Source organism: Bradyrhizobium sp. cir1 (assembly GCF_014198245.1).
Classification (GTDB): Bacteria; Pseudomonadota; Alphaproteobacteria; order Rhizobiales; family Xanthobacteraceae; genus Bradyrhizobium.
This window is the reverse complement of record NZ_JACIHE010000040.1, coordinates 1-20,275: the sequence shown is the minus strand read 5'-3', so window position 1 is coordinate 20,275 and position 20,275 is coordinate 1. Positions and strand designations below refer to the sequence as shown.

20 protein-coding genes, 1 tRNA gene and 1 pseudogene are annotated in these 20,275 nt (G+C 64.4%); 8 read left to right on the top strand and 14 right to left on the bottom strand.

Annotation, left to right across the window (positions count from 1 at the left end; genetic code table 11):
• The first annotated feature begins 36 nt into the window (after positions 1 to 36).
• Positions 37 to 113, top strand: a tRNA-Arg gene (locus GGD63_RS37955).
• Between the two features lie 65 nt (positions 114 to 178).
• Here the strand turns inward: GGD63_RS37955 and GGD63_RS37950 are convergent.
• From GGD63_RS37950 to GGD63_RS37940, 3 genes are all read right to left on the bottom strand, one after another.
• On the bottom strand, positions 179 to 403 hold the full coding sequence (locus GGD63_RS37950) for a hypothetical protein (RefSeq protein ID WP_183250149.1): 225 nt from the start codon (positions 401 to 403) through the stop codon (positions 179 to 181).
• 50 nt (positions 404 to 453) lie between these two features.
• Positions 454 to 2,388: a S8 family serine peptidase gene (locus GGD63_RS40435; RefSeq protein ID WP_183250147.1), complete on the bottom strand. Its 1,935-nt coding sequence runs from the start codon at positions 2,386 to 2,388 to the stop codon at positions 454 to 456.
• A 350-nt stretch (positions 2,389 to 2,738) separates the two neighbouring features.
• Entirely contained in the window at positions 2,739 to 2,948 is a 210-nt protein-coding gene (locus tag GGD63_RS37940; protein WP_183250145.1) for a hypothetical protein, read from the bottom strand.
• 218 nt (positions 2,949 to 3,166) lie between these two features.
• Here GGD63_RS37940 and dinB point away from each other — a divergent pair, with 218 nt between their 5' ends.
• From dinB to GGD63_RS37925, 3 genes are all read left to right on the top strand, one after another.
• Positions 3,167 to 4,267, top strand: coding sequence for a DNA polymerase IV (gene dinB, locus GGD63_RS37935; protein WP_183250143.1), 1,101 nt, complete (start codon positions 3,167 to 3,169; stop codon positions 4,265 to 4,267).
• 488 nt (positions 4,268 to 4,755) lie between these two features.
• Positions 4,756 to 7,419 carry an EAL domain-containing protein gene (locus tag GGD63_RS37930; protein ID WP_183250140.1) on the top strand — a complete coding sequence of 888 codons (2,664 nt, stop codon included), beginning with the start codon at positions 4,756 to 4,758 and terminating at the stop codon, positions 7,417 to 7,419.
• A 62-nt stretch (positions 7,420 to 7,481) separates the two neighbouring features.
• Positions 7,482 to 8,402: an amino acid ABC transporter substrate-binding protein gene (locus tag GGD63_RS37925; protein ID WP_183250138.1), complete on the top strand. Its 921-nt coding sequence runs from the start codon at positions 7,482 to 7,484 to the stop codon at positions 8,400 to 8,402.
• Between the two features lie 143 nt (positions 8,403 to 8,545).
• On the opposite strand, the gene GGD63_RS37920 is transcribed toward GGD63_RS37925, so the two are convergent.
• Both GGD63_RS37920 and GGD63_RS37915 read right to left on the bottom strand, forming a co-directional pair.
• On the bottom strand, positions 8,546 to 8,839 hold the full coding sequence (locus GGD63_RS37920; RefSeq protein ID WP_183250136.1) for a hypothetical protein: 294 nt from the start codon (positions 8,837 to 8,839) through the stop codon (positions 8,546 to 8,548).
• Between the two features lie 227 nt (positions 8,840 to 9,066).
• Complete coding sequence (locus GGD63_RS37915) at positions 9,067 to 9,753, bottom strand: DNA-3-methyladenine glycosylase I (protein WP_183250134.1); 687 nt, start codon at positions 9,751 to 9,753, stop codon at positions 9,067 to 9,069.
• A gap of 210 nt (positions 9,754 to 9,963) precedes the next feature.
• Here GGD63_RS37915 and GGD63_RS37910 point away from each other — a divergent pair, with 210 nt between their 5' ends.
• Positions 9,964 to 10,791 (top strand): metallophosphoesterase, encoded by an 828-nt coding sequence (locus tag GGD63_RS37910; protein WP_183250133.1) that lies wholly within the window; start codon positions 9,964 to 9,966, stop codon positions 10,789 to 10,791.
• Here GGD63_RS37910 and GGD63_RS37905 read toward each other — a convergent pair.
• The 4 genes from GGD63_RS37905 to GGD63_RS37890 form a co-directional block, all read right to left on the bottom strand.
• Positions 10,730 to 11,215, bottom strand: coding sequence for a Crp/Fnr family transcriptional regulator (locus tag GGD63_RS37905; protein ID WP_183250131.1), 486 nt, complete (start codon positions 11,213 to 11,215; stop codon positions 10,730 to 10,732). The two genes, GGD63_RS37910 and GGD63_RS37905, sit on opposite strands and share 62 nt — an antisense overlap.
• Positions 11,216 to 11,399: 184 nt before the next feature.
• A complete protein-coding gene (locus GGD63_RS37900; protein ID WP_183250128.1) occupies positions 11,400 to 12,140 on the bottom strand; it encodes a di-trans,poly-cis-decaprenylcistransferase in 741 nt (246 codons plus the stop codon).
• Positions 12,141 to 12,169: 29 nt separating this feature from the next.
• A complete protein-coding gene (locus tag GGD63_RS37895; RefSeq protein WP_063985952.1) occupies positions 12,170 to 12,544 on the bottom strand; it encodes a transcriptional regulator in 375 nt (124 codons plus the stop codon).
• Positions 12,531 to 13,148 (bottom strand): hypothetical protein, encoded by a 618-nt coding sequence (locus GGD63_RS37890; RefSeq protein ID WP_183250126.1) that lies wholly within the window; start codon positions 13,146 to 13,148, stop codon positions 12,531 to 12,533. Before GGD63_RS37890 ends, GGD63_RS37895 begins: the two co-directional genes overlap by 14 nt.
• A gap of 199 nt (positions 13,149 to 13,347) precedes the next feature.
• Here GGD63_RS37890 and GGD63_RS37885 point away from each other — a divergent pair, with 199 nt between their 5' ends.
• A complete protein-coding gene (locus GGD63_RS37885) occupies positions 13,348 to 14,592 on the top strand; it encodes a S1C family serine protease (RefSeq protein WP_183250184.1) in 1,245 nt (414 codons plus the stop codon).
• Positions 14,593 to 14,815: 223 nt separating this feature from the next.
• Here the strand turns inward: GGD63_RS37885 and GGD63_RS37880 are convergent, their stop codons facing one another.
• The 5 genes and pseudogenes from GGD63_RS37880 to GGD63_RS37860 all read right to left on the bottom strand — a co-directional run bounded on the left by GGD63_RS37880 (position 14,816) and on the right by GGD63_RS37860 (position 17,870).
• Complete coding sequence (locus GGD63_RS37880) at positions 14,816 to 15,553, bottom strand: thioredoxin family protein (protein ID WP_183250123.1); 738 nt, start codon at positions 15,551 to 15,553, stop codon at positions 14,816 to 14,818.
• Between the two features lie 18 nt (positions 15,554 to 15,571).
• Positions 15,572 to 15,904 (bottom strand): annotated as a pseudogene (locus GGD63_RS37875) (SRPBCC domain-containing protein); the annotation flags it as partial.
• 11 nt (positions 15,905 to 15,915) lie between these two features.
• Entirely contained in the window at positions 15,916 to 16,368 is a 453-nt protein-coding gene (locus GGD63_RS37870) for a helix-turn-helix transcriptional regulator (protein WP_183250119.1), read from the bottom strand.
• 99 nt (positions 16,369 to 16,467) lie between these two features.
• Positions 16,468 to 16,746 carry a DUF3551 domain-containing protein gene (locus tag GGD63_RS37865; RefSeq protein WP_183250117.1) on the bottom strand — a complete coding sequence of 93 codons (279 nt, stop codon included), beginning with the start codon at positions 16,744 to 16,746 and terminating at the stop codon, positions 16,468 to 16,470.
• Between the two features lie 149 nt (positions 16,747 to 16,895).
• On the bottom strand, positions 16,896 to 17,870 hold the full coding sequence (locus GGD63_RS37860; protein ID WP_183250114.1) for a tripartite tricarboxylate transporter substrate binding protein: 975 nt from the start codon (positions 17,868 to 17,870) through the stop codon (positions 16,896 to 16,898).
• 125 nt (positions 17,871 to 17,995) lie between these two features.
• Here GGD63_RS37860 and GGD63_RS37855 point away from each other — a divergent pair, with 125 nt between their 5' ends.
• The gene (locus tag GGD63_RS37855; RefSeq protein ID WP_183250112.1) at positions 17,996 to 18,406 is read left to right on the top strand and encodes a VOC family protein; all 411 of its coding nucleotides are present in this window, start codon (positions 17,996 to 17,998) and stop codon (positions 18,404 to 18,406) included.
• A 170-nt stretch (positions 18,407 to 18,576) separates the two neighbouring features.
• Positions 18,577 to 20,157, top strand: a complete 1,581-nt coding sequence (locus GGD63_RS37850) for an AMP-binding protein (RefSeq protein WP_183250110.1) — start codon at positions 18,577 to 18,579, stop codon at positions 20,155 to 20,157.
• Positions 20,158 to 20,275: the final 118 nt, after the last annotated feature.

Below are 20,275 nucleotides of genomic sequence, written 5' to 3'. Positions count from 1 at the left end.
CCACCCCGCGCCAATCAGCTAAATGAACCTCGACTAGCACCCGTAGCTCAGCTGGATAGAGCGTTGCCCTCCGAAGGCAAAGGTCACACGTTCGAATCGTGTCGGGTGCGCCAGTCTCCTGTCGGACGCCACGTAAGTTCTAGCTGCCGCCCGAGATGGGCTCCGCGCCACGCATAGACTAGCGCGGCAATTTTCTCTGCATCACTTCCACGTCCGCGACGGACTTGAGTGCCTCGATGTTTGACGCGGGCATCCGTGCCGAGAACATGCCCGGCACCAGGCTGCTGACATCGGTCACCTTTGCAGCCTTCATCGCGTTCTGGAGCTGCTCCTCCGAAACGCCCGGCGACGGCTCGATATAGACTGCAACGATGTCCGGGTCGGAAGGTGATCGCTGGGCCATTTCTTTATCTTCCGAATCTTCCGACCTTCTTCCGGGATCCCGACTTAGCGCTAGCGCTTTTTCTTTGCCTTCCGGGCTACTCCGGTCTTTTTCTTGCCACCCGATCCAACCCGTTTCGCCTGCGGCGCGGCCGCGGGTCTGGCATAGGCCTGCCCGGCGTCGGCGAGGGGCGAGCCAGCCGCTGTGACGACAACAGCCGAAGGCGCCATCTGGTTCACATGATTGACCAGAGCCTGCGCTGATATCTTTCCATGGCCGTATTCGGGAGTCCAGTTGGTCGGACCCGTGTGCGCATCCTTGACGGCCGTCGCCTGCAAGGCCGCAACCACACCTTCGGGATCAAGCTGGGGCCGCCGCTCCAGCATGAGCGCGATTACGCCCGAAACGAAGGGGGTCGCCATGCTGGTTCCTTCGATGGTCAGTGTGCGCGTCGGCGTACCGGCCCGTTCGCTGTTCTCCGCCTCTTCCGAACCAGCCGCGAGTGCCGCCGTGATCATCTCACCGGGCGCCGATATCTCGGGTTTCTCGCGCCCGTCACGCGTCGGCCCGCGACTGGAGAAACGGCTGGAACGACCGACCACCGCAGCGGGCGCGGTCTGCGGCCCGTCATCGGACCTCCATGCATTCTTGGTGACGTGACTGGCCACGGCTATGACTCGGGTGGCCGTCGCGGGCAGACCGATGGTGCGCGCAGACTCCACGAACGCGCCGTCGCGAAAGCGGCCGTTGCCGGTGATCCAGGCATCGAACCGTCCCGGTTCAGCCTTGGTGCAGGTCACACGCAGCTTCCATCCCTTGAAGTCGCTCAAGTCGGTGCTCGATTTGATCCGGGCATCGATCAGAACCTCGACGGATTTATGCCGCGTCTGGGCCGTTCTTCCGATCGTTACCCGGGCCCCATTGGCGTTGAACTTCGCTTCCCGATTCATGCCCGGCGCCGCCATCACCGTCCCCGACGGCGAGACCAGCGAGACGTCGAAGCTGTCCTTGTTGCCGTACCAGCAGACGATGGTGATGCCGCCTTCTTCGGTCGACATGTCCAGCGTCGCGGTTTCCGTCTGGCCCTCGGCAAGGCGCGCGCCGACGTGAATGTTGTCAATGCGCTCGTTGCCGGCCGCCAGCACGACGATCCGGCCGGGGCCGGAAAGCCTGTCCAGCGCACGCTCCTCCGCGCTCGCGCCGTCGTGGGCGCCGTGATGACCGCCGAGACTCATGTTGACGACGGCCGGACGGCCGTCAGCCTTGTCGAAGCACCATTTTGTCGCCTCCGCCAGGCGAATGAAATCGGTCTTCACCAATACGAATCGTGCATCCGGCGCCACGCCCGATACGACATTGAACGGACTGCCAGCGGCGATCGAGGCCACGTGTGTTCCGTGTCCATCCTCATCAAAGCCGGGTCGGTTGCCGCCGGTGTTCCAACCGGCCTCGAGCTGCGCCGTCGAAAACTCTCGCGTGGAGAACGTGGTGCCATTGAATTTCTGCTCGAGCAGCGCATCGACGCGCAGTTTGTTGTTGCCATCGCGGAAGGCTGGGTGCGAGAGATCGAACCCGGAATCGATGATGCCGACGACGACACCGTCGCCTCGACCCGTCACCTTGCGACTGCTCGGCAACCCGACCATGCCGTCGACAAGCGCTTTCTCCAGCATGGTTCTCTTTTGCTTTTGTGCCTCAACAAACCTGACGTTGGCATGCTCGTAGACGATGCTCGCCTTCTTGACCGGCACGATCGCGGCATAGAGACCGCCACCAAGATCCGCGATCTGCTTCGCCTCCGCGCGCGCGAGCAGCGGAGCGATGTCCGTACCCTCGTCAGCCTCGACGATCACTGCGGCCTCGGGATCCGCCCCTGCGGCCCTGCTCACCACGCGTCGCGGAGCGGCCAGCGGCTGGACGATCGCAAACACGTCACCGCCGGGTGCGATGTCTTCCATGATCTGCAGGGAAATGGACGATTTGGGTGAAAGCTCGCGTACAGCCATGGCAATTCCTCCGAATAAAAAGCAATGACGAAAATGGGGCAATCATCTCGGCTGCGTTACCGCGCTACGGACGGGCACCGCCGCTGATCATGGTTGCATGGTAATATCGGGCAACCTCGCCTAACAGGAGTATATAGCTTACGTCGCAAGACATTTAGTCGCAACCCTTGATTGCGACCGCAGCGAGAGGGAAGTATCTCTCCAGGAGTGGCACCATCAAGAGGGCGAGCGAACCGTCGAGAGCGGCGGCTCGAGACCGATCTTGCGAGATTCGCGGCGAACGATTCAGGCCATACTGAGGCCCTGAACCAAAAGGTCGAACCACAAAATCAGGCGCGACTTAGCCACCCTCACGTCAGCATCGCAATAATCGACTGGACCTGGTCCGACGCCGACGCCACCAGCCCGTCATATGACGTCTGACCATGCGCGGCAGCCTTCAGGATGCATTCGGCGACGGCCGCTTTCAGGCCGAAGACCGACTGATGGGCCGGCACGCTCGCCATCACGGTCTCGAGTGCCTGGCGCATCGTCTGAACGAGCTCGGAGCTGTATTGCATGGGCTGTCCTCCGCAGGCCCATATGGGACCACATCCCAGGGCTTGCCACTCACAAGGGCGAGATTGCTCTTTGAACCCGTCGAGGCCGAACGCCAAAATTCGAACGCCAGATGGCCGCATTGAGCACGCCGGCAAATGCGGCCACCGCGATGACGAACAACGACCACTGACGCATCCATCACCTCGCGCTTCTTGCGGCGCGATTGTATCATCCTCGCATGAGCGATTCCGACACGGTGACGGGCGAGGCCTCGCCCGTGCGCAAGATCATCCATATCGACATGGATGCTTTCTATGCGTCCGTGGAACAGCGCGACAATCCCGAGCTGCGCGGCAAGCCGGTCGCGGTCGGAGGCTCCGCGGAACGCGGCGTCGTCGCAGCCGCCAGCTATGAGGCTCGCAAGTTCGGCGTGCGCTCGGCGATGCCGTCGGTGACGGCGAAGCGGCAATGCCCCGACCTGATCTTCGTCAAGCCGCGCTTCGAGATCTACAAGGCGATCTCCAGGCAGATCCGCGAGATCTTTGCCGAGCACACGCCGGTCATCGAGCCGTTGTCGCTGGATGAAGCCTATCTCGACGTGACCGAAAACCTGCAAGGCATCCCGCTGGCGCGGGACGTCGCCTTGCGGATTCGCGAGAAGATCAAATCAGAGACGGGCCTCAACGCTTCGGCCGGCATCTCCTACAACAAGTTTCTGGCAAAACTTGCCTCCGATCATCGCAAGCCCAACGGCCAGTTCGTGATCTCGCCGGAGATGGGACCGGCCTTCGTCGAGACGCTGCCTGTCGGCAAGTTCCATGGCATCGGTCCGGCGACGGCTGCGAAGATGAACGCGCTCGGCCTGTTCACCGGCCTCGACATCCGCAACCAGTCGCTGGAGTTCATGAACGCGAATTTCGGCAAATCGGGCGCTTATTACTACTGGATCTCGCGCGGCGTCGACAAGCGGCCGGTCCGGGCCAACCGGATTCGCAAGTCCATCGGGGCGGAGACCACATTCCAGGCCGACCTCGACGCATTCGACGCGCTAGTCGCCGAGCTCAAGCCACTCGTCGGCAAGGTCTGGCGCCATTGCGAGACGACCGGCAACCGCGCCCGCACCGTCACCCTGAAGATCAAGTTTGCCGACTTCGAGATCATCACACGCAGCAGGTCGGTTACTGCGGCGGTTGCAGGCCGGGATGAGCTGGATCGGCTGGCCTGCGGCCTGCTTGAAGCCGAGATGCCGCTGCCGAAGCGCGTCAGGCTGTTGGGCGTGTCGCTGTCCTCCCTCCAGGACGGGGACGATGCGGAGCCGCAGCTCACTCTGGGCATCTGAGCGAGGCCGCCCTCGGCAAACGCGACATCTTTATCCGCGACGCGGCTGCCGACCTGTCGTAGAGACACTGGATATGCCTTATTGCCATTGATGCTGGAATGCTTGCCTTATTGATACGTCTGGGATTGCGCTTCGAAGACCGGATCGAGGAGCGGCGGTTTGTCGACCAATATGTCCGCGGCAGCCTCCTCGTCACCAACGAGAATTGACGAGGATGGGCGCACAATAATTGCGCAGGACCCGGTAGAACTACCGGGAAACACGCGGGCCGAGGCCGCATTCCCTCGCATCGTCTTCAGTGACGTAACACGCACGTAACCGTATTCGACGTTGCGGCAGCGGCGAGGCGCCGGCTTTAACCTCATTCCAAATGCCCGAAGCCTAGCGTGTTCCCCGAAGACCGACCGTCGCAGGGAGCAACGTTGCTGGCCGCTCGCGCACACAAAGGTTTGTTGGCGGGGTTCGCGCAGGAGGGGCAGCCACCTCCCATGCGCCGGATCGGCTCAACGCGTCCGGTTGCGATCCTGATGCTGTGCGGCGGATTCCTGATCGCGCTCATCATTTGCACCATCGCGCTCATCCTGTCCAACCTGCGCTATCACGCCATCGAGGAGAGCAAGCAGCAGCTGCTCGCAACCGCCACCGTGCTGGCCAATCAGGCGGCGCGCGATTTCGACGCCGCCAATTTGATCGAGGCGAGCCTGATCGAGCACATGCAGACGCTCGCGGTCGTGTCCGACGAGGTCTACGCGCGTGCCATGGCGAGCCGCGACATCCAGCTCATGCTGGAGGACAAGATCGGCGGCTTCCCGCATATCGAGGCCGTGATGCTGGTCGGCGCCGACGGCAAGGTGATCAACTCGTCGGTGGCGTGGCCGACCCCACCCCTCAATGTCGCGGATCGGGACTATTTCCAGGCGCTCAAGGCCGATCCCGCCCTGAGCACGAAGCTGGGCCGGCTGGAGAAGAATCCGCGCAGCGGCACCTGGTCGATCCCGCTGGCCCGGAAATTCATGGGATCCGACGGAGAATTCCTCGGCCTCGTGGTCGGCGCCATCAAGTCTCGATATTTCGAGGAGCTGTACCGGTCGCTGGTCCGCGGCCCCGATGAATCCATCACACTGCTTCGCCAGGACGGCACGATGCTGGCGAGCCATCCGCATGCCGATAGCGCGATCGGAAAATCCGTGCTCGGCAAGTCGCTGTCCGAGGGCCGGCTGAACGAGATCATACGATCCGGCGGCGGCGTGGTCCGGTGGCGCGACGGCGCCGACGGCTCCGAGCGCCTGATCGCAGCCGCGCACCTTGCCGGCCTTCCGGTGCTCCTGACCACCAGCACCACGGTGTCCGCCGCACTGGCCGGCTGGTGGACCGAGGCGCTGTTCCTGATCGGGCTCACGATCGTGCTGGTCGTCGCCATCGGCGGCACCGGAGCCGTCGTCGTCCAGTATTTCCGCAAGCAGAGCATCCAGCTCGACGCCACGCTGAACAATCAGTCGCAGGGCGTGTGCATGTACGATGCGCATCACCGCCTGATCGTGTGCAACGACCGCTACGCGGAGATGTTTCATCTCCCCGGCGAGCTGACGCGGCCCGGGACCACGCTGCGACAGATCTTCGACCATCAGATCTCGCAAGGTCTCCATTCCCAAGGCGGCGCCGAGAACCATATCCGCGGGCTGATGACCATCGTGACGGCCAACAAGCCGGCGAGCATCGTCGCGGAGCTGTCGGACGGACGTGCCGTCGTGGTCGTGTTCCGGCCGGTGCCGGGCGGCGGCTTCGTGATGACGGTCGAGGACATCACCGAGCAGAAGCGCGCGGAGAAGCGGATCGCGCATATCGCACATCACGATGCGCTGACAGGCCTGCACAACCGCGCCTCGTTCTCCGAATATCTCGCGACGACGGTGGACGAGGCGATCCGGGCCGGCGAGACGTTCGCGATCCTGTGCCTCGATCTCGACCGCTTCAAGGAGATCAACGACCTGCATGGCCATCTCGTCGGTGACGCCTTGCTGCACGAGGTGGCGCGGCGCCTGCAAGAGGTCGCAGGGGACGCCTTCCTGGCGCGGGTCGGCGGCGACGAATTCATCGTGGTCCTGCTCGGCGAAGCGCAGGCTGCGGCGGCCGGTCAGCTGGCGGAGCGGCTGCGGACGGCCGTCGTCGGCGACATCGAGCTTGCCGGCCGGCAGGTGCGGATCGGATTGAGCGTCGGCATCGCGCGCGCGCCGGCCGACGGAAACGACCCGACCGCGCTGCTGGCCAATGCCGACATCGCGCTCTACCGCGCCAAGGCTGAGGGGCGCAACGCGATCCGTTTCTTCGAGCCGTCGATGTGGGCGCAGCTGCGCGATCGCAGCGAGTTGCAGCACGATCTTCAGTCCGCCGTGGCCAATGACGAGCTGCGGCTCGATTACCAGCCCCTGGTGCGGATCTGCGGCGAGATCGTCGGCTTCGAGGCATTGGTCCGCTGGCATCACCCCCGCCGTGGGCTCGTCCCGCCCGGCACCTTCATTCCGCTCGCCGAGGAGAACGGGCTGATCGTCGCGATGGGAGAATGGATCCTGCGTGAAGCCTGCCGCGAGGCCGCATCCTGGCCGAACGAATTGAAGATTTCCGTCAACCTGTCGCCGGTGCAGTGCCGCAACGACGACATCGTGCGCCTCGTCCACGAGACCCTGATCAGCAGCGGATTGCGCCCGCACCGGCTCGAGCTCGAGATCACGGAGGGCGTGCTGATCGACGACTTCTCCGGCGCGGTCTCGATCCTGCGCAGGCTGAAGGCGCTCGGCGTGCGCATCGCGCTCGACGATTTCGGCACCGGCTATTCGTCGATGTCCTATCTCCAGGCCTTCCCCTTCGACATGATCAAGATCGATCGCAGCTTCATTTCGAACCTCGATCACGCACAATCGAAGGCGATCCTGCGCGGCGTCATCGGGCTGGCGCGCGGGCTCGAGCTTCCGGTCACCGCGGAGGGCGTGGAGACGCAGGCTCAGCTCGACGTGCTCTCCCACGCAGGCTGCGACTATGCACAGGGTTTCCTGATCGGACGGCCGGCCGCAATCAGGCAATACGCACGGATCGTCGGACGGCCGGATCGCTTCGATCGGCCCGAGGCCTGGGCCGGCCTTGCATCCACGGCTTGAGCGGACGGCATGACCGATCCGCTCCAGATACGATTTGTCGATCTCCAACGAAGGGCTGGAACATGACCATCAGGATGATCCTGGCCGCGGCGGCGCTGAGCATCGCGGCCCAGACGGCAACGGCCGAGGAGCTCACCGGCGTGCTGGACAAGATACGGCGCACCGGCACCATCACGCTCGGCCACCGCGAATCGTCGATCCCGTTCTCGTACTACGACGAGAACGAAAAGGTCGTCGGTTACGCCATGGACCTCTGCTACCTCGCCGTCGATGCGGTGAAGGCACGGCTCGGCCTGCCGAAGCTCGACGTCAAGCTGGTGCCGGTCACGCCATCGGGCCGCATTCCGTCGGTCCTCAGCGGAGCGATCGATCTCGAATGCGGAACGACCACCAACAATCTCGAGCGGCAGAAAGTGGTGTCGTTCTCGACGACCTATTTCGTCGCCGCGAACCGCTTCGCCGCCAGGGCGGCCGCCAAGCTCCGGACGCTGGATGACCTCAAGGGCAAGGTCGTCGTATCCACCATCGGATCCACCAACATCAAGCAGATCAGCGAGCTCAACGGACGGCAAAACCTCAATCTCACGATCCTCGCCGCCAAGGACAATGGCGAGGCATTCCGGATGCTGGAATCGAACCGCGCCGATGCCTTCGTGATGGACGACATCCTGCTCTACAGCCGGGTGGCGGATTCGGCGAATCCCGGCGACTACACCGTGTCCGACGAGGCATTGTCGATCGAGCCATACGGCATCATGATGCGCCGCGACGATCCGGCGTTCAAGAAAGTGGTCGACGACGCGATCGCCGCCGTCTATCGCAGCGGCGAGATCGACAAGATCTATGCCAAATGGTTCCAGGCGCCGACGCTGCCGAAGGGCATCAATCTCAACGTTCCGATGAGCGCGCCGCTCAAACGCGCGATCGCGAATCTGATCGCCAGCGGCGATCCCGACGCCTATCGGGCCGGCGGCACGAACTAAGGCTGCGATGACCGGACCTTGCGCTCCGACCTCGACAGGCCGGAGCGCCCGGTGCGGCTGGACCTGGCGTCAGCGAAATGCACGCCAGCGCGGACCGTTGTCCTCGGGATCACCGGCCATAACCGGTCTATCCGGGCATGCCTTCAATGCTTCATCTGCTCGAACACCACGATCACGCCAGTCGGCTCCGGCTCGTGCGCCATCAGGCGCGTCAGGTCCGAATCGCTCCAGTCGGCGAGACTGACGACTTCGCCGCTCTGGCGGTCTGCTCCGAGCGACGGGGTGGGTTCGAGCACCTTGAGGCCCATCTCGTCGACGAAGAAGGTGTGCTCACCGAACATGCTGTTGAGCTGAGGCATGGCCGGATGCTCGTCAGGCAGCACCTGGGCGCCGAGTTGATGAACGGTCTGCTTCACCTGTGCGGATGTTAGCTTCATGCGCTGCTCCGTTGCTGTCGGGTCCGGTTTCATCGGCTTGGGGCCAGAGCGGGCGTTCCCTGCGCCTGCGCGCCTGGCTCCAATTGCGAACGGGTGCTGCGCACAAATGTTCCTTCGAAATGCATTTCGTGATCGTGCGTTTCATCTGCCGCGCTTGCGGCACGAGATCGCCACAGGATGCACACGATCCGGCCCGGACGGCGCTAATTGGCGACTTCAGCAACCTGCTACTCGCTGCGGTTTTCACCGACCGAGAGCGCGCAGATGCGCGAGAGATATGCGTAAGGCAGACCGGTCTCCTCCGCCCAGGCGTTGAACTGCGCCTGCACCTTGGCGAGGTCGCCCTTCGATTTCACCTCTTCGGCGATGTCGAGGCCGGCATCGCGCAGACACGCGACGACGTCCTTGGAGGTGACGAAACCGTCCCAGCCGACGAAGCGCAGCAGCATCTGGCCGGTATTGCCCCCTAACCGGCTGCCGCGTTTGGTGAGCAGGTCGAGCAGGCCGATCTCGTTGGATGCCGGCCATTTCGCCAGAAACTTGCCGAAGCTGCCGTGCTCCTTCGCGATCTCCTGCACGAAAGCGGCGTTGTCGCGCACCGACATGATCTTGGCGCCATTGCGCACGATGCGCGCGTCCCGCAGCAGGCCTTCCCAATACTCCTCGGGCTGGAAGCTGAGCTTGGCCGGCTGGAAATGCAGGAAGGCGTCTTCAAAGCCGTCCCATTTCGCATCGATCACGCTCCAGGCAAAGCCGGCGCAAGACACCCGCCTGGTCATCTCGGCGAGGATGCGGTCGTCGCCGAGCCGGGCCAGACGCTTCAGGTCGGGCTTGTCAGGCATCAGCTTGTCCAGCGCCTTGGGCCCGCCCTTGCGCTTCTCGGCGCGGGCACGAATGGTCTTGAAGGAGGTCATGTGGACACAGCTGTTGAGGGCAGGCCACGACACCAGACTTCGGCGATCCGGTCCAGCCCTCGCGTTGCCGCCCCCTTGCGCTCAGCGGCGCGCCGCAGCATGCTGTCGCTCGTTGGATTGACGCGACGGGGCGGCCGGGCTGGTCTGCTTCTTGCTTTGTGCCATTTTGGAATCCCCTGACATTTTTGATCTCTCGCTGACGGATTTTCCATGCGCTGCCTGGTCGTGGCCGACCTGCACTACTCGCTGCCGCAGCTCGACTGGCTGGTCAGCGCGGCGCCGCAATTCGACCTCGTGATCTTCGCCGGCGATGCGCTCGACATCGGCTCGATGGTGGATTTTCGCGCCCAGATCGTGGTGGTGAAAAAATACCTCGCGCTGCTGGCCGCGAAGACCCGCGTGATCCTCTGCTCCGGCAATCATGACCTCGACGAGCGCAATGCGGAAGGCGAAAAGGTCTCGCGCTGGATCTCGGAGGTGCGCGAGCTCGGCATTGCCTGCGACGGCGACAGCCTCACCATCGGCGACATGCTGTTCACGGTGTGCCCGTGGTGGGACGGGCCCCTGGTCAAGCAGCGCCTCATCGAGCAGTTGCGCGATGCCGCCGCCAGCCGGCCGCAGCGCTGGATCTGGGCGCATCATGCGCCGCCGGCGGATTCACCGACGAGTTGGGGCGGCAAGCGCTTCTTCGGCGATGTCGAGCTGGTGCAGTGGATCATGCAGTACCAGCCGTCGATGGTGATCTCGGGCCATGTGCATCAATCGCCCTTCATCACCAATGGATCGTGGTTCGACCGGCTGGGCCAGACCTGGGTGTTCAACACCGGCCTGCAGCCCGGCCGTCCCCCGACCTACATCGTGCTGGATCTCGATGCGGACAAGGCGTTCTGGCTGGCCGCCGGCGAAGCGCAGTGGATCGACCTTGCCGCGCCGCTGAAGCGGCCCGCCGCTCCGATCGAGGCGCCGCCCGACTGGCTCATATTCTTGGATCAGATTGCCGATCCGAACCTGGCGAGACCTCAAGCGGCGGCAGGTTGATCATGCTCTGGAGCACCTCGCCGACCATGGCCAGATGCGTGCCGTGGCCGGCATATTGCCGCTTGAGATCGGCAAGATAGGTGTTGGCGACGTTGAGCCGCTGCGCCAGCATTTTCGCGATCAGCAGCGCGATGCCCGGCTCCCGCTTGAGGAACGAGGCGGCGTCCTCGAACTCATAGATGACTGCGTCGGAGCAGGCGCGCACCGTCGCCGTATGCGGCAGACCCAGCAGCACGGACATTTCGCCCAGCACCGCACCGGGCTCGGTGACGGTGGCGACCACCATCTCGCCCTTGAGCACCTCGAGCTTGCCTTGCATCAGCACGTAGAGATGGCCGCTGGTGCCACCCTCGGTGACGACGAGCGTGCCGGCTGCAACCTGCCGTTCCGTGCCGCCGGTGCAATAATCCAGGACTGCGCGCATCTTGCGAAAGCTCCCATCGCTGGGGATATCCCGCCCGATACTAGAGCACGATCCGTGCCACGCGGCAAATCAGCACGGGTGCGACTGGCGCGGGAGGCGCTTGGCGAGACCTCCTGCCCGTGGCTTGGACATCGTTGCCAATCATGCGGCTGAAAACGAACAGCTCATTTTCCTGTGCCGCCCGTCACACACGGGAGAGCGACGGCACTTCCTCAGGCATGATCGCCTGCAGGCCGCCAAAGCGGCGCTCGCGGTTGTGGAAGGCGGCGAGCGCGTCAGCGAGATCGCCCGCCTCGAATTCGGGCCACATCCGCTCGGTGAAGTGCAGCTCGGCATAGGCGCCTTCCCAGAGCAGGAAGTCCGACAGCCGCTTCTCGCCGGAGGTGCGGATGATGAGATCGACGTCGCGCAAGCCGGCTTCACCGGTGACGAGCTGCGAGAAGGCTTCGCGGGTGAGACTGGTCAGCGCCGCCGCCTTGGCCGCCGCGTTGAGGATGGCATCGCGCGCGGAGTAATCGACGGCGATACGCAGATGCAGCGTGCTGCCGCGGGCGGTCGCCTCTTCGGCGCGCGCGATCGCGGTGGCGATGCCGTCAGGCAGCCGGTCGCGGCGGCCGATCACGGTGAGACGCACGCTGTTCCTGACGAGGCTCTGCACCTCGTTGGCGACATAGAAGCGCAGCAAGGTCATCAGCGCGGCGACCTCGGCCTTCGGCCGCCGCCAATTGTCGGTGGAGAAGGCATAGAGCGTCAGCGTGCCGATGCCCTGCTTGGGCGCGGCCTCGACGATGCGGCGGATGGTCTCGACGCCGGCCTCGTGGCCGCGCACGCGCGACAGGCCGCGCCGCGTGGCCCATCGTCCGTTGCCGTCCATGATGATGCCGACATGAAGCTTCTCGTTACGGGACGTGATTTCACTTTGCATTGCAAAGTCTCCGGTCAAAAAAGGGAGGATCAGGTCGAGATGATGCCGAGACGACCGAGCGGCGGCGCATCGCGGCCGGCGGCCTTCGCGGCGTCGCGCACCAGCCGCTCGAGCACGGCGAGATAATCGAGGAAGCGGCGGCGGCCGGCCTTGGTCAGGCGACAGGTGGTGTGCGGACGATTGCCCTCATAACCCTTGGTCACCTCGACGAGGCCGGCCTCCTGGAGCACCGCAAGATGCCGGCTGAGATTGCCGTCGGTCAGGCCGCAGAGCTGCTTGAGGTCGGCGAACGCCAGACCCTTGGGATGCGCCATCAGCGAGGTCAGCAGCCCGAGCCTCGCCTTCTCGTGGATGACGCGATCGAGCCCTTCATAAGAGAAGGGCGCGCTGTCAGTCTTCGACATCGTTGTCTCCGGACGCGAAATACAGGATGCCCGCCATCACCGACTGCCCGATCACGAAAGGCAGCCCCATGGTCCATGGCGACAACGTATGGGTTCGGCTCGCGAGCACCACGACCGCGAAGCCGGACACGAAATACCAGGCCCCGGCGAGCGCGACGGTGCGCGGCAGCGAGCGGACCGAGGCGAAGATGCCGAGCGACACCAGGATCTGCCACAGGCCCGGCAGCAGCCACAGCGTCTCGCTCGCGAACTTCCACATCACCACCGCGAGCAGCACACCGGCAACGCCGGCGGGCAGAAACTGCTCGACCGCCTGGTGGATCATGGCATCGGCAAGACCCGAATGATGGCGGCGCGAGCGCGCGCGCATTTCGATTCCGATCATCAGGCCGGACAGCACGGCGGCAATGAGCCAGCCGAGGAAGAAGCCGACCGGCTCGCTGGTTGGATCACCAAGCAGCCAGGCTTGCAGGATCGCGGTAAGCAGCGCGACGGCACCGGTTGCCGCCATCGTCGCCGGACCATAGCCGCGGAACGCCGTGCCCGCCGCGATCTGGCTGCGGATCGCCACGATGTCGGCCAGTGCCTTGTCGAGATCGCGCATCGGCAACGCCAAAACCTCGCTCCGCCCACGTTTCCGGGGTCACCGACCCCGTTACTTTGTATTGCAAAGTATATCGGATCGCAAAGTAATGGCAAGCCCGAAAGTCGCTGCAGGGGGATTCGATCCGCACGAACAACTGCCGGTTGCGCAGCACCCATGCCCGCAGATAAGATGCGCCCGAAGCGTTCCGGGGGCTGGCATGTGGCTTAAGTCGTTGATCGTTGCGTCTGCGTTGCAGGTGAGTGTCGTCGCGGCGAACGCGGCGGGACCGTTCGGCTCCGTCAATGTCGGCAACTGGATCGGCGGCGCCTTCAGCAATGACGAGACGGGCGCGTTCTCGCATTGTGCGGCGACGACGCCCTACGCCAACGGCGTCATTCTCGTGGTGGGCTACAATGCCGCCGGCACATGGTCGCTGGCCTTTGCGAGTCCCAGCTACCGCTTCAAACAGGGCGAGAACGCCGCGATCGACGTCATCTTCGACGGCCAGGAGCAGGCACGGTTGTTCGCCACCGCCAATCAGCCGAACATGCTCACCGCCGTCATGCCCGCCAATGTCGTGCGAACATTTCAGAAGGCGAGCCTGATGGTCGCGACGAGCGGCCGCACCGTCCTGAATTTCGACCTGACCTCGACCGGCCCCGTGATCGCAGCCTTGTCCAACTGCGTCACCAAGGTGAAGGCCGACGGGCTGAACAAGGCCGGTGACTTCACCAAGGGTGCGGCCAAGCCGGCAGCCACGGCGGAGAAGCAGGCGTCACCGCCGGCCAGCGGCAAACCTGCCAGGGCCAAGAGCGGCACCGGCTTCGTGGTCAGCGCGAACGGCCACATCGTCACCAACAACCATGTGATCGACGGCTGCGTCGGCGACATCAAGGGCAACCTCACCGGCGAAGCCTCGATGGTGCTGCGCGTCGTGTCGAGCGATGCGAACAACGATCTCGCTCTCTTGCAGGCGCCGTCGACGACGCCATTCAAGGAGTTTGCGCGGATCCGCGACCGTTCAATCCGCTCCGGCGATGCCGTCATCGCAATCGGCTTTCCCTTCCATGGCCTTCTAAGTTCGGATTTCACCGTGACCACCGGCATCGTCAGCTCGCTCAGCGGCATGCGCAACGATTCACGTTTCCTGCAAATCAGTGCACCCATACAGCCCGGCAATAGCGGCGGGCCGCTGTTCGATACCACCGGTCAGGTCGTGGGTGTGGTCACCAGCAAGATCCCGGCATTGCGTATCGCCGCTGCGACCGGCAACATCCCTGAAAACATCAACTTCGCCATCAAGACCGGCGTGCTGCGCGACTTCCTCGACAACTCCGTGGTGCCCTATCAGACCGCCGAGCCGAAGAACGAACTCAAGACCACCGACATCGCCGGCAACGCCCGGCCCTATACGATGCTGATCTCGTGCAACGCGACGGAGCAGGCGGACGCGAAGCGATAGCGTGAGCTGCGCTTCAGTCTCCGCTGTCATTCCCCGCGACCCGGCTACGCCAAGGCTTCGCCGGGGTTGAGGTCCAGGGGCGCCGAAGCTTTAGCGTGGGCGGCAGGCGGGGAATCCGGTACGCCGCGGCTTCCCGATTCAACCACGACCGTCTCGGAGTACTGGATCGCCCGTTCAAGCCGGGCGATGACACTTTGGTGAGGATCCGGCGTGCCCGCCCCCCTCACCCGTGGCAGCACGCCGCCTTCGCCGCCTGCGGCTCGTACTGGTCGCGGAGGCGGACCCAGTCCATCGGATAGGGCAGGCCTTCCTCGTGACGGCCGAGCGGGGTGAGATCGAGATATTGATAGGCGGCGTTCATCATGTCGAGGCCGCGGGCGAAGCAGGAATAGGTGTGGAAGATCTCGCCGGCCTCGTTGCGGTAGAACACGCTGATGCCGGGCAGCTCGGGGCCGTAGATCGGCGTGGTCCCGAAATTGTACATCGGCTTGCCGGTCGCGATCTCGTCCGGCGAGAACGTCACGCCGTAATCGCGGTTGAAATCGTTGTCGCCTGAAGAGACCCAGTCGAAGGTCCAGCCCATGCGCTTCTTGAAGGCCTCGAGCTTTGCGCTTGACGCTAGCGAGACCGCGGCCATGGATGTGTCGCGCGCAGCCAGATGCGGCACCATGCGCTCGAACCCGTCGGCCCAGAACGAGCAGCTCTTGCAGGCCGCGTCCCAGTCGGGCGCGAACATGACGTGCTGGACGACGAGCTGCGGGCGACCCTTGAAGAGATCGGAGAGCGTGACCTTGCCGTTCGGCCCGGTGAAGACGTAGGTCTTGTCGACCTTCACCCAGGGGAGCTGGCGGCGCTCATCGGCAAGCCGTTCGCGGGCCTGCGTCAACTCCTTCTCGTGGGCCAGAAGGCTCTTTCGCGCCGCAATCCACTGCTCGCGCGAAACGATCTGATGTTGCTGCATGGCATCCTCCTTTGGAATTCAGGCGACGAAGGCGTCGAGCTTGTCGAAGAACGAGCTCCAGCCGCGCTGGTGGTTGTCGCGTGCGGTCTCGTCGGCGAACTGGGCGTGATGGAACACCATCAGGGTGCCTGCACTGTCCGGCTTGAACGAAATCGTGACCAGCGATTCGCGCTCCGGCGTCGAATGCCAGGCCCAGGTGAAGACCAGGCGCTCGTTCGGCACCACCTCGCGATAGGTGCCGCCGGCCTCGAAATATTCACCGTCGTCGCGGGTAAAGCTGATGCGAAAGCTGCCGCCGGTGCGGACGTCGAGCTCGGCTTGCAGCGTCGCCGGCTTCATGTTCGGCGGCCCGAACCACTGCGCTAGCTGCTCGGCTTGCGTCCAGGCGGCGAAGACTTTTTCCGGCCGCGCGCGGAGCCGGCGCGTGAGCGTGAGGCTTGGACGCTCCGCTGGTCGCTCAGTGGCGTTGACGGCAGTGTTGGCCATGTCTCTTCCTCCACGAAGGCGGCAAGACGGTCGAACTTGTCGGACCAGAACTGGGCGTAGCGATTGAGCCAGTTCATCGCTTGCTCCATCGGCTGCGCGGTGAGCCGGCAGGAGACCGTGCGTCCGGTCTTCTCACGTACGACCAGGCCTGCATCCGTGAGCACGTCGAGATGCTTCATGATCGCCGGCAGCGACACCGGAAACGGCGCTGCCAGCTCGCTCACCGACAGGCTATCCTGCTCGCCGAGGCGCGCGAGCAAGGCGCGCCGCGTCGGGTCGGAGAGCGCCGCAAAGGTCCGGTCCAGTGCCTCGTCCTTATACTTAACCATATGGTTTAGTATAAGCGCGCACGAAGTTGCGTCAAGCCGGAACCCGCCCGCGCGGGTCCGCACGACTGCGTGATCAGGCTGCGATGGTGCGAAACGCGATCAGTACGGCGCGACGGGCCGCGTGCGCCGGGGCGGGCGAGGCGGCGGCACCTGCTGCTGGCCGTAGGCAAAGCGAGGGTTGCGGTCGCAATACAGCAAGCGGCCGGAGACGCTGGCCTGGCACTGCTCATAGGTGCTGTAGGCGCATTCGCCGGGATAGTCATATTCCCCGCCCTGGGCGCACCAGGGATAATCGCGTGCCGCCACCGGCGTGATGGTGACGAAGCCGGCAAGGAGCGTCGCGCACAGCGTCAGCAGTGCCAATTGCGTCTTGCGCATGATCCGAACTCCATTGCTCACGGCGCGAGATACGCGCCATCTATCATCAGGTTTCGCCGCAGCGTTTTATTCCAGATCAACGAAACACCGCACGCAAGAAAAAAGCCCTGCCGAACGGCAGGGCTCCCTTCCCGGTCATCACGAGATCGCTACTCGACCTTCAGGCCGGCGAACTCCACCACCTTCTTCCACTTCTCGGTCTCGGCCTTGATCTCCTCGCCGAACGCCTCCGGCGTCTGCACGCGCGGCTCGCCGCCGAGCTCGACCAGGCGCTTGGCCATGTCGGGCTCCTTCATCAGCGTGTTGATCTCGCTGTTGAGCTTGGCGATGATCTCCTTCGGCGTGTTCTTCGGCGCGCCCATGCCGAACAGCGCGCTCGCCTCGTAGTCCTTCACGGTCTCGGCGATCGCCTGCACGTCGGGCAGCTGCGGCGAGCGCTCCGTGGTGGTGACACCGATCGCGCGGAGCGAGCCGGAGCGGATGTGCTGGATGATCGAGGGCATATTGTCGAAGATCACCTGCACCTGGCCGCCGAGCATGTCGGTGATCGCGGGCGCCGCGCCGCGGTAGGGCACGTGCTGCATCTTGCAGCCGGTCATCGCCATGAACATCTCGCCGGAGAGATGCACCGAGGTGCCGTTGCCGGACGAGGCCATGTTGACCTTGCCGGGATTGGCCTTCACATACTCGATGAACTCGGCGACGTTCTTGGCCGGCACGTCCTTGTTGACGGTCATCACGTTCGGCACGCGCTGGAACGAGGCGATCGGCGCGATGTCGCGCACGAAGTTGAACTTCAGGTTGGCATAGAGCGAGGCGTTGATGTAGTTGGCCGGATTGACCATCTGCAGCGTGTAGCCGTCGGGCTCGGCATTGATGACCGATTCGGTGGCGATGTTGTTGCCGGCGCCCGGCTTGTTCTCGATCACGAACTGCTGGCCGAACTTTTCCGACAGCCGCTGTCCGATCAACCGTGCCAGGATGTCGGTGGCCCCGCCCGGTGGATAGCCGACCACCCATTTCACCGGACGGGCCGGATAATCGGCGGCAAGGGCCTTCGACAGCGGCGTGGCTGCAAGCGGACTGGCGGCGAGCAGGCCCAGCGCGGTACGGCGAGTGATCATCTCAAGGGTTCTCCCACGTGTTGTTCTTGCAAGCCGGATAGCTTGAAAGCGGCGTCGATGCGGTTGTAACAAAGCTTGCTGCGGGCGGAAAGTGCGCGGGGCGCATCACGACGAAAGGATAAGGCATGCCGGTCAACGTCGAAGCCCTCGATCATCTCGTGATCAACGTCGCCGATGTCGCGGTGACCGCCGAGTGGTACCGCAAGATTCTCGGCATGGAAGTCAAGGCCTTCGACCCCGGCGGCGGCAAAGCGCCGCGGACTTCCCTTCAATTCGGTAACCAAAAGATCAACGTCCGTCCCCGCGATGCCGACAAGGTCGAGTGGTTCACCGCCGACCAGGCGACCGCCGGGAGCGACGATCTCTGTTTCCTCACCTCCGCGACACCCGACGAGGTAGTGGCGCATTTGAAGGCACATGGCGTCGCGATCGAGGAAGGCCCGGGCCCCAGGCAGGGCGCCCGCGGCACGCTGCGCTCGGTCTATTGCCGGGATCCCGATGGCAGCCTGATCGAGATCTCGTCGTACGAAAACTAGACTCGTCATTCCGGGGCGGTGCGCAGCACCGAACCCGGAATGACGGCGGAGAGAGCGAGTGTGCCGCACTCGCGCCTCCCCCGATTTGCGCCCCGCGCCGTCCGATGGCAGGAAGACGCAATAATCAAAAGGCAGCCGCCAGCAAGATGCGGGCTGCACGGGGAGGATTCATGTCACTTCAACAGACCGCAGCCGGAATCGTGGGTCCATTCGACGGGCTCGACGTGCCCTGGCTCTTGAGGATGCGCGCCGAGGTGCGCAGCGCGCATCCGTTCCTGATCTGGGCGCCGTTCGACGCGCCGGCGCGGCGCTGGAGCTATGGCGAGTTTCACGAGCGGGTCGGCGCGCTCGCGGCGGGGCTCGCCAGACGCGGCATCAGACCGGGCGAATATGTGCTCATTCATCTCGACAATTGCATCGAGGCGCTGCTGGCCTGGTTTGCCTGCGTCGAGCTGGGGGCCATAGCAGTCACGACCAACACCCGCTCGGCGCCGGCGGAGATCGCGTATTTCGCCGATCATTGCGGCGCGGTCGCCGCGATCACTGAGCAGGCCTACGCGGAGATCGTTGCACAAAGCTGCAGCAACATTCGCTGGATGGCGGTGACGTCGCATGATGCCGGCGCCGCCCCCGCGCAAGCGGTCTCGCGCGGCGACAGCTTTGAATCGCTGTTCGCCGACAGCGCCGACCGTCCGAGGCGCGCGACCGATCCGCTGGCGCCGTGCAGCGTGCAGTACACCTCAGGCACGACGTCGCGCCCCAAAGCGGTGCTGTGGACCCACGCCAATGCGCTGTGGGGCGCCAAGATCAACGCCGCGCATGAGGACCTCCACGCGGGCGACGTGCACCAGGCCTATCTGCCGCTGTTCCACACCAATGCGCTGGCGTACTCCATGCTGGCGACGCTGTGGGTCGGGGCGACCTGCGTGATCCAGCCGCGCTTCTCCGCAAGCCGGTTCTGGGGCGTCGCGCGCGAGCACGGCGCGACCTGGACCTCGACCATTCCGTTCTGCATGAAAGCGCTGCTCGAGCAGGAGATCCCGAAAGACCACAAATTCCGCCTGTGGGGCACCGCGATCAACGAGCCGCCGGCCTTTGCCGCCTTCGGCGTCAAGATGATCGGCTGGTGGGGCATGACCGAGACCATCACCCACGGCATCGTCGGCGAGGTCGACCAGCCCAACATACCCATGTCGATCGGCCGCGCCGCGCCGGAGTACCAGATCCGCATCGCCGACGATGATGGACGGCCGACCGAGATCGGCGATACCGGCAATCTCGCGATCAAGGGCATTCCCGGCCTGTCGCTGTTCGCCGAATATCTGCACAACGAGAAGGCGACGCGCGAGAGTTTTGACGAGCACGGCTTCTTCCTCACCGGCGACCGTGTCGAGCGGCTTCAGAACGGCTTCATCAAGTTCGGCGACCGTGCCAAGGACATGCTGAAGGTCGGCGGCGAGAACGTCGCGGCCTCCGAGATCGAGCAGGTGATCGCGGTGGTGCCGGGCGTGCGCGAGGCGGCGGTGGTGGCGAAGAAGCATCCGATGCTGGACGAGGTGCCGGTCGTCTTCATCATCCCGCATGGCGGCGTCGCGGATGCTGCGCCCGACCTGCAGGACCGCGTGATGGCCGCTTGCCGCAAGGGTCTCGCCGACTTCAAGTTGCCGCGCGAGATCAGGCTCGTCGACGACATGCCGCGCTCGACGCTGGAGAAGGTGGCGAAGGCGGAGCTGCGGAAGATGGTGGGGTAGCGGCGTCGCCAAACGGCAAACTGCCGTAGATTCCATGGGCGGTGAGCGTGGCCTTTCCGATAGGTTTGGGTTTCCACACTCGAACCCACGGAGAGTCAGATGCAAGCATCGACGACAG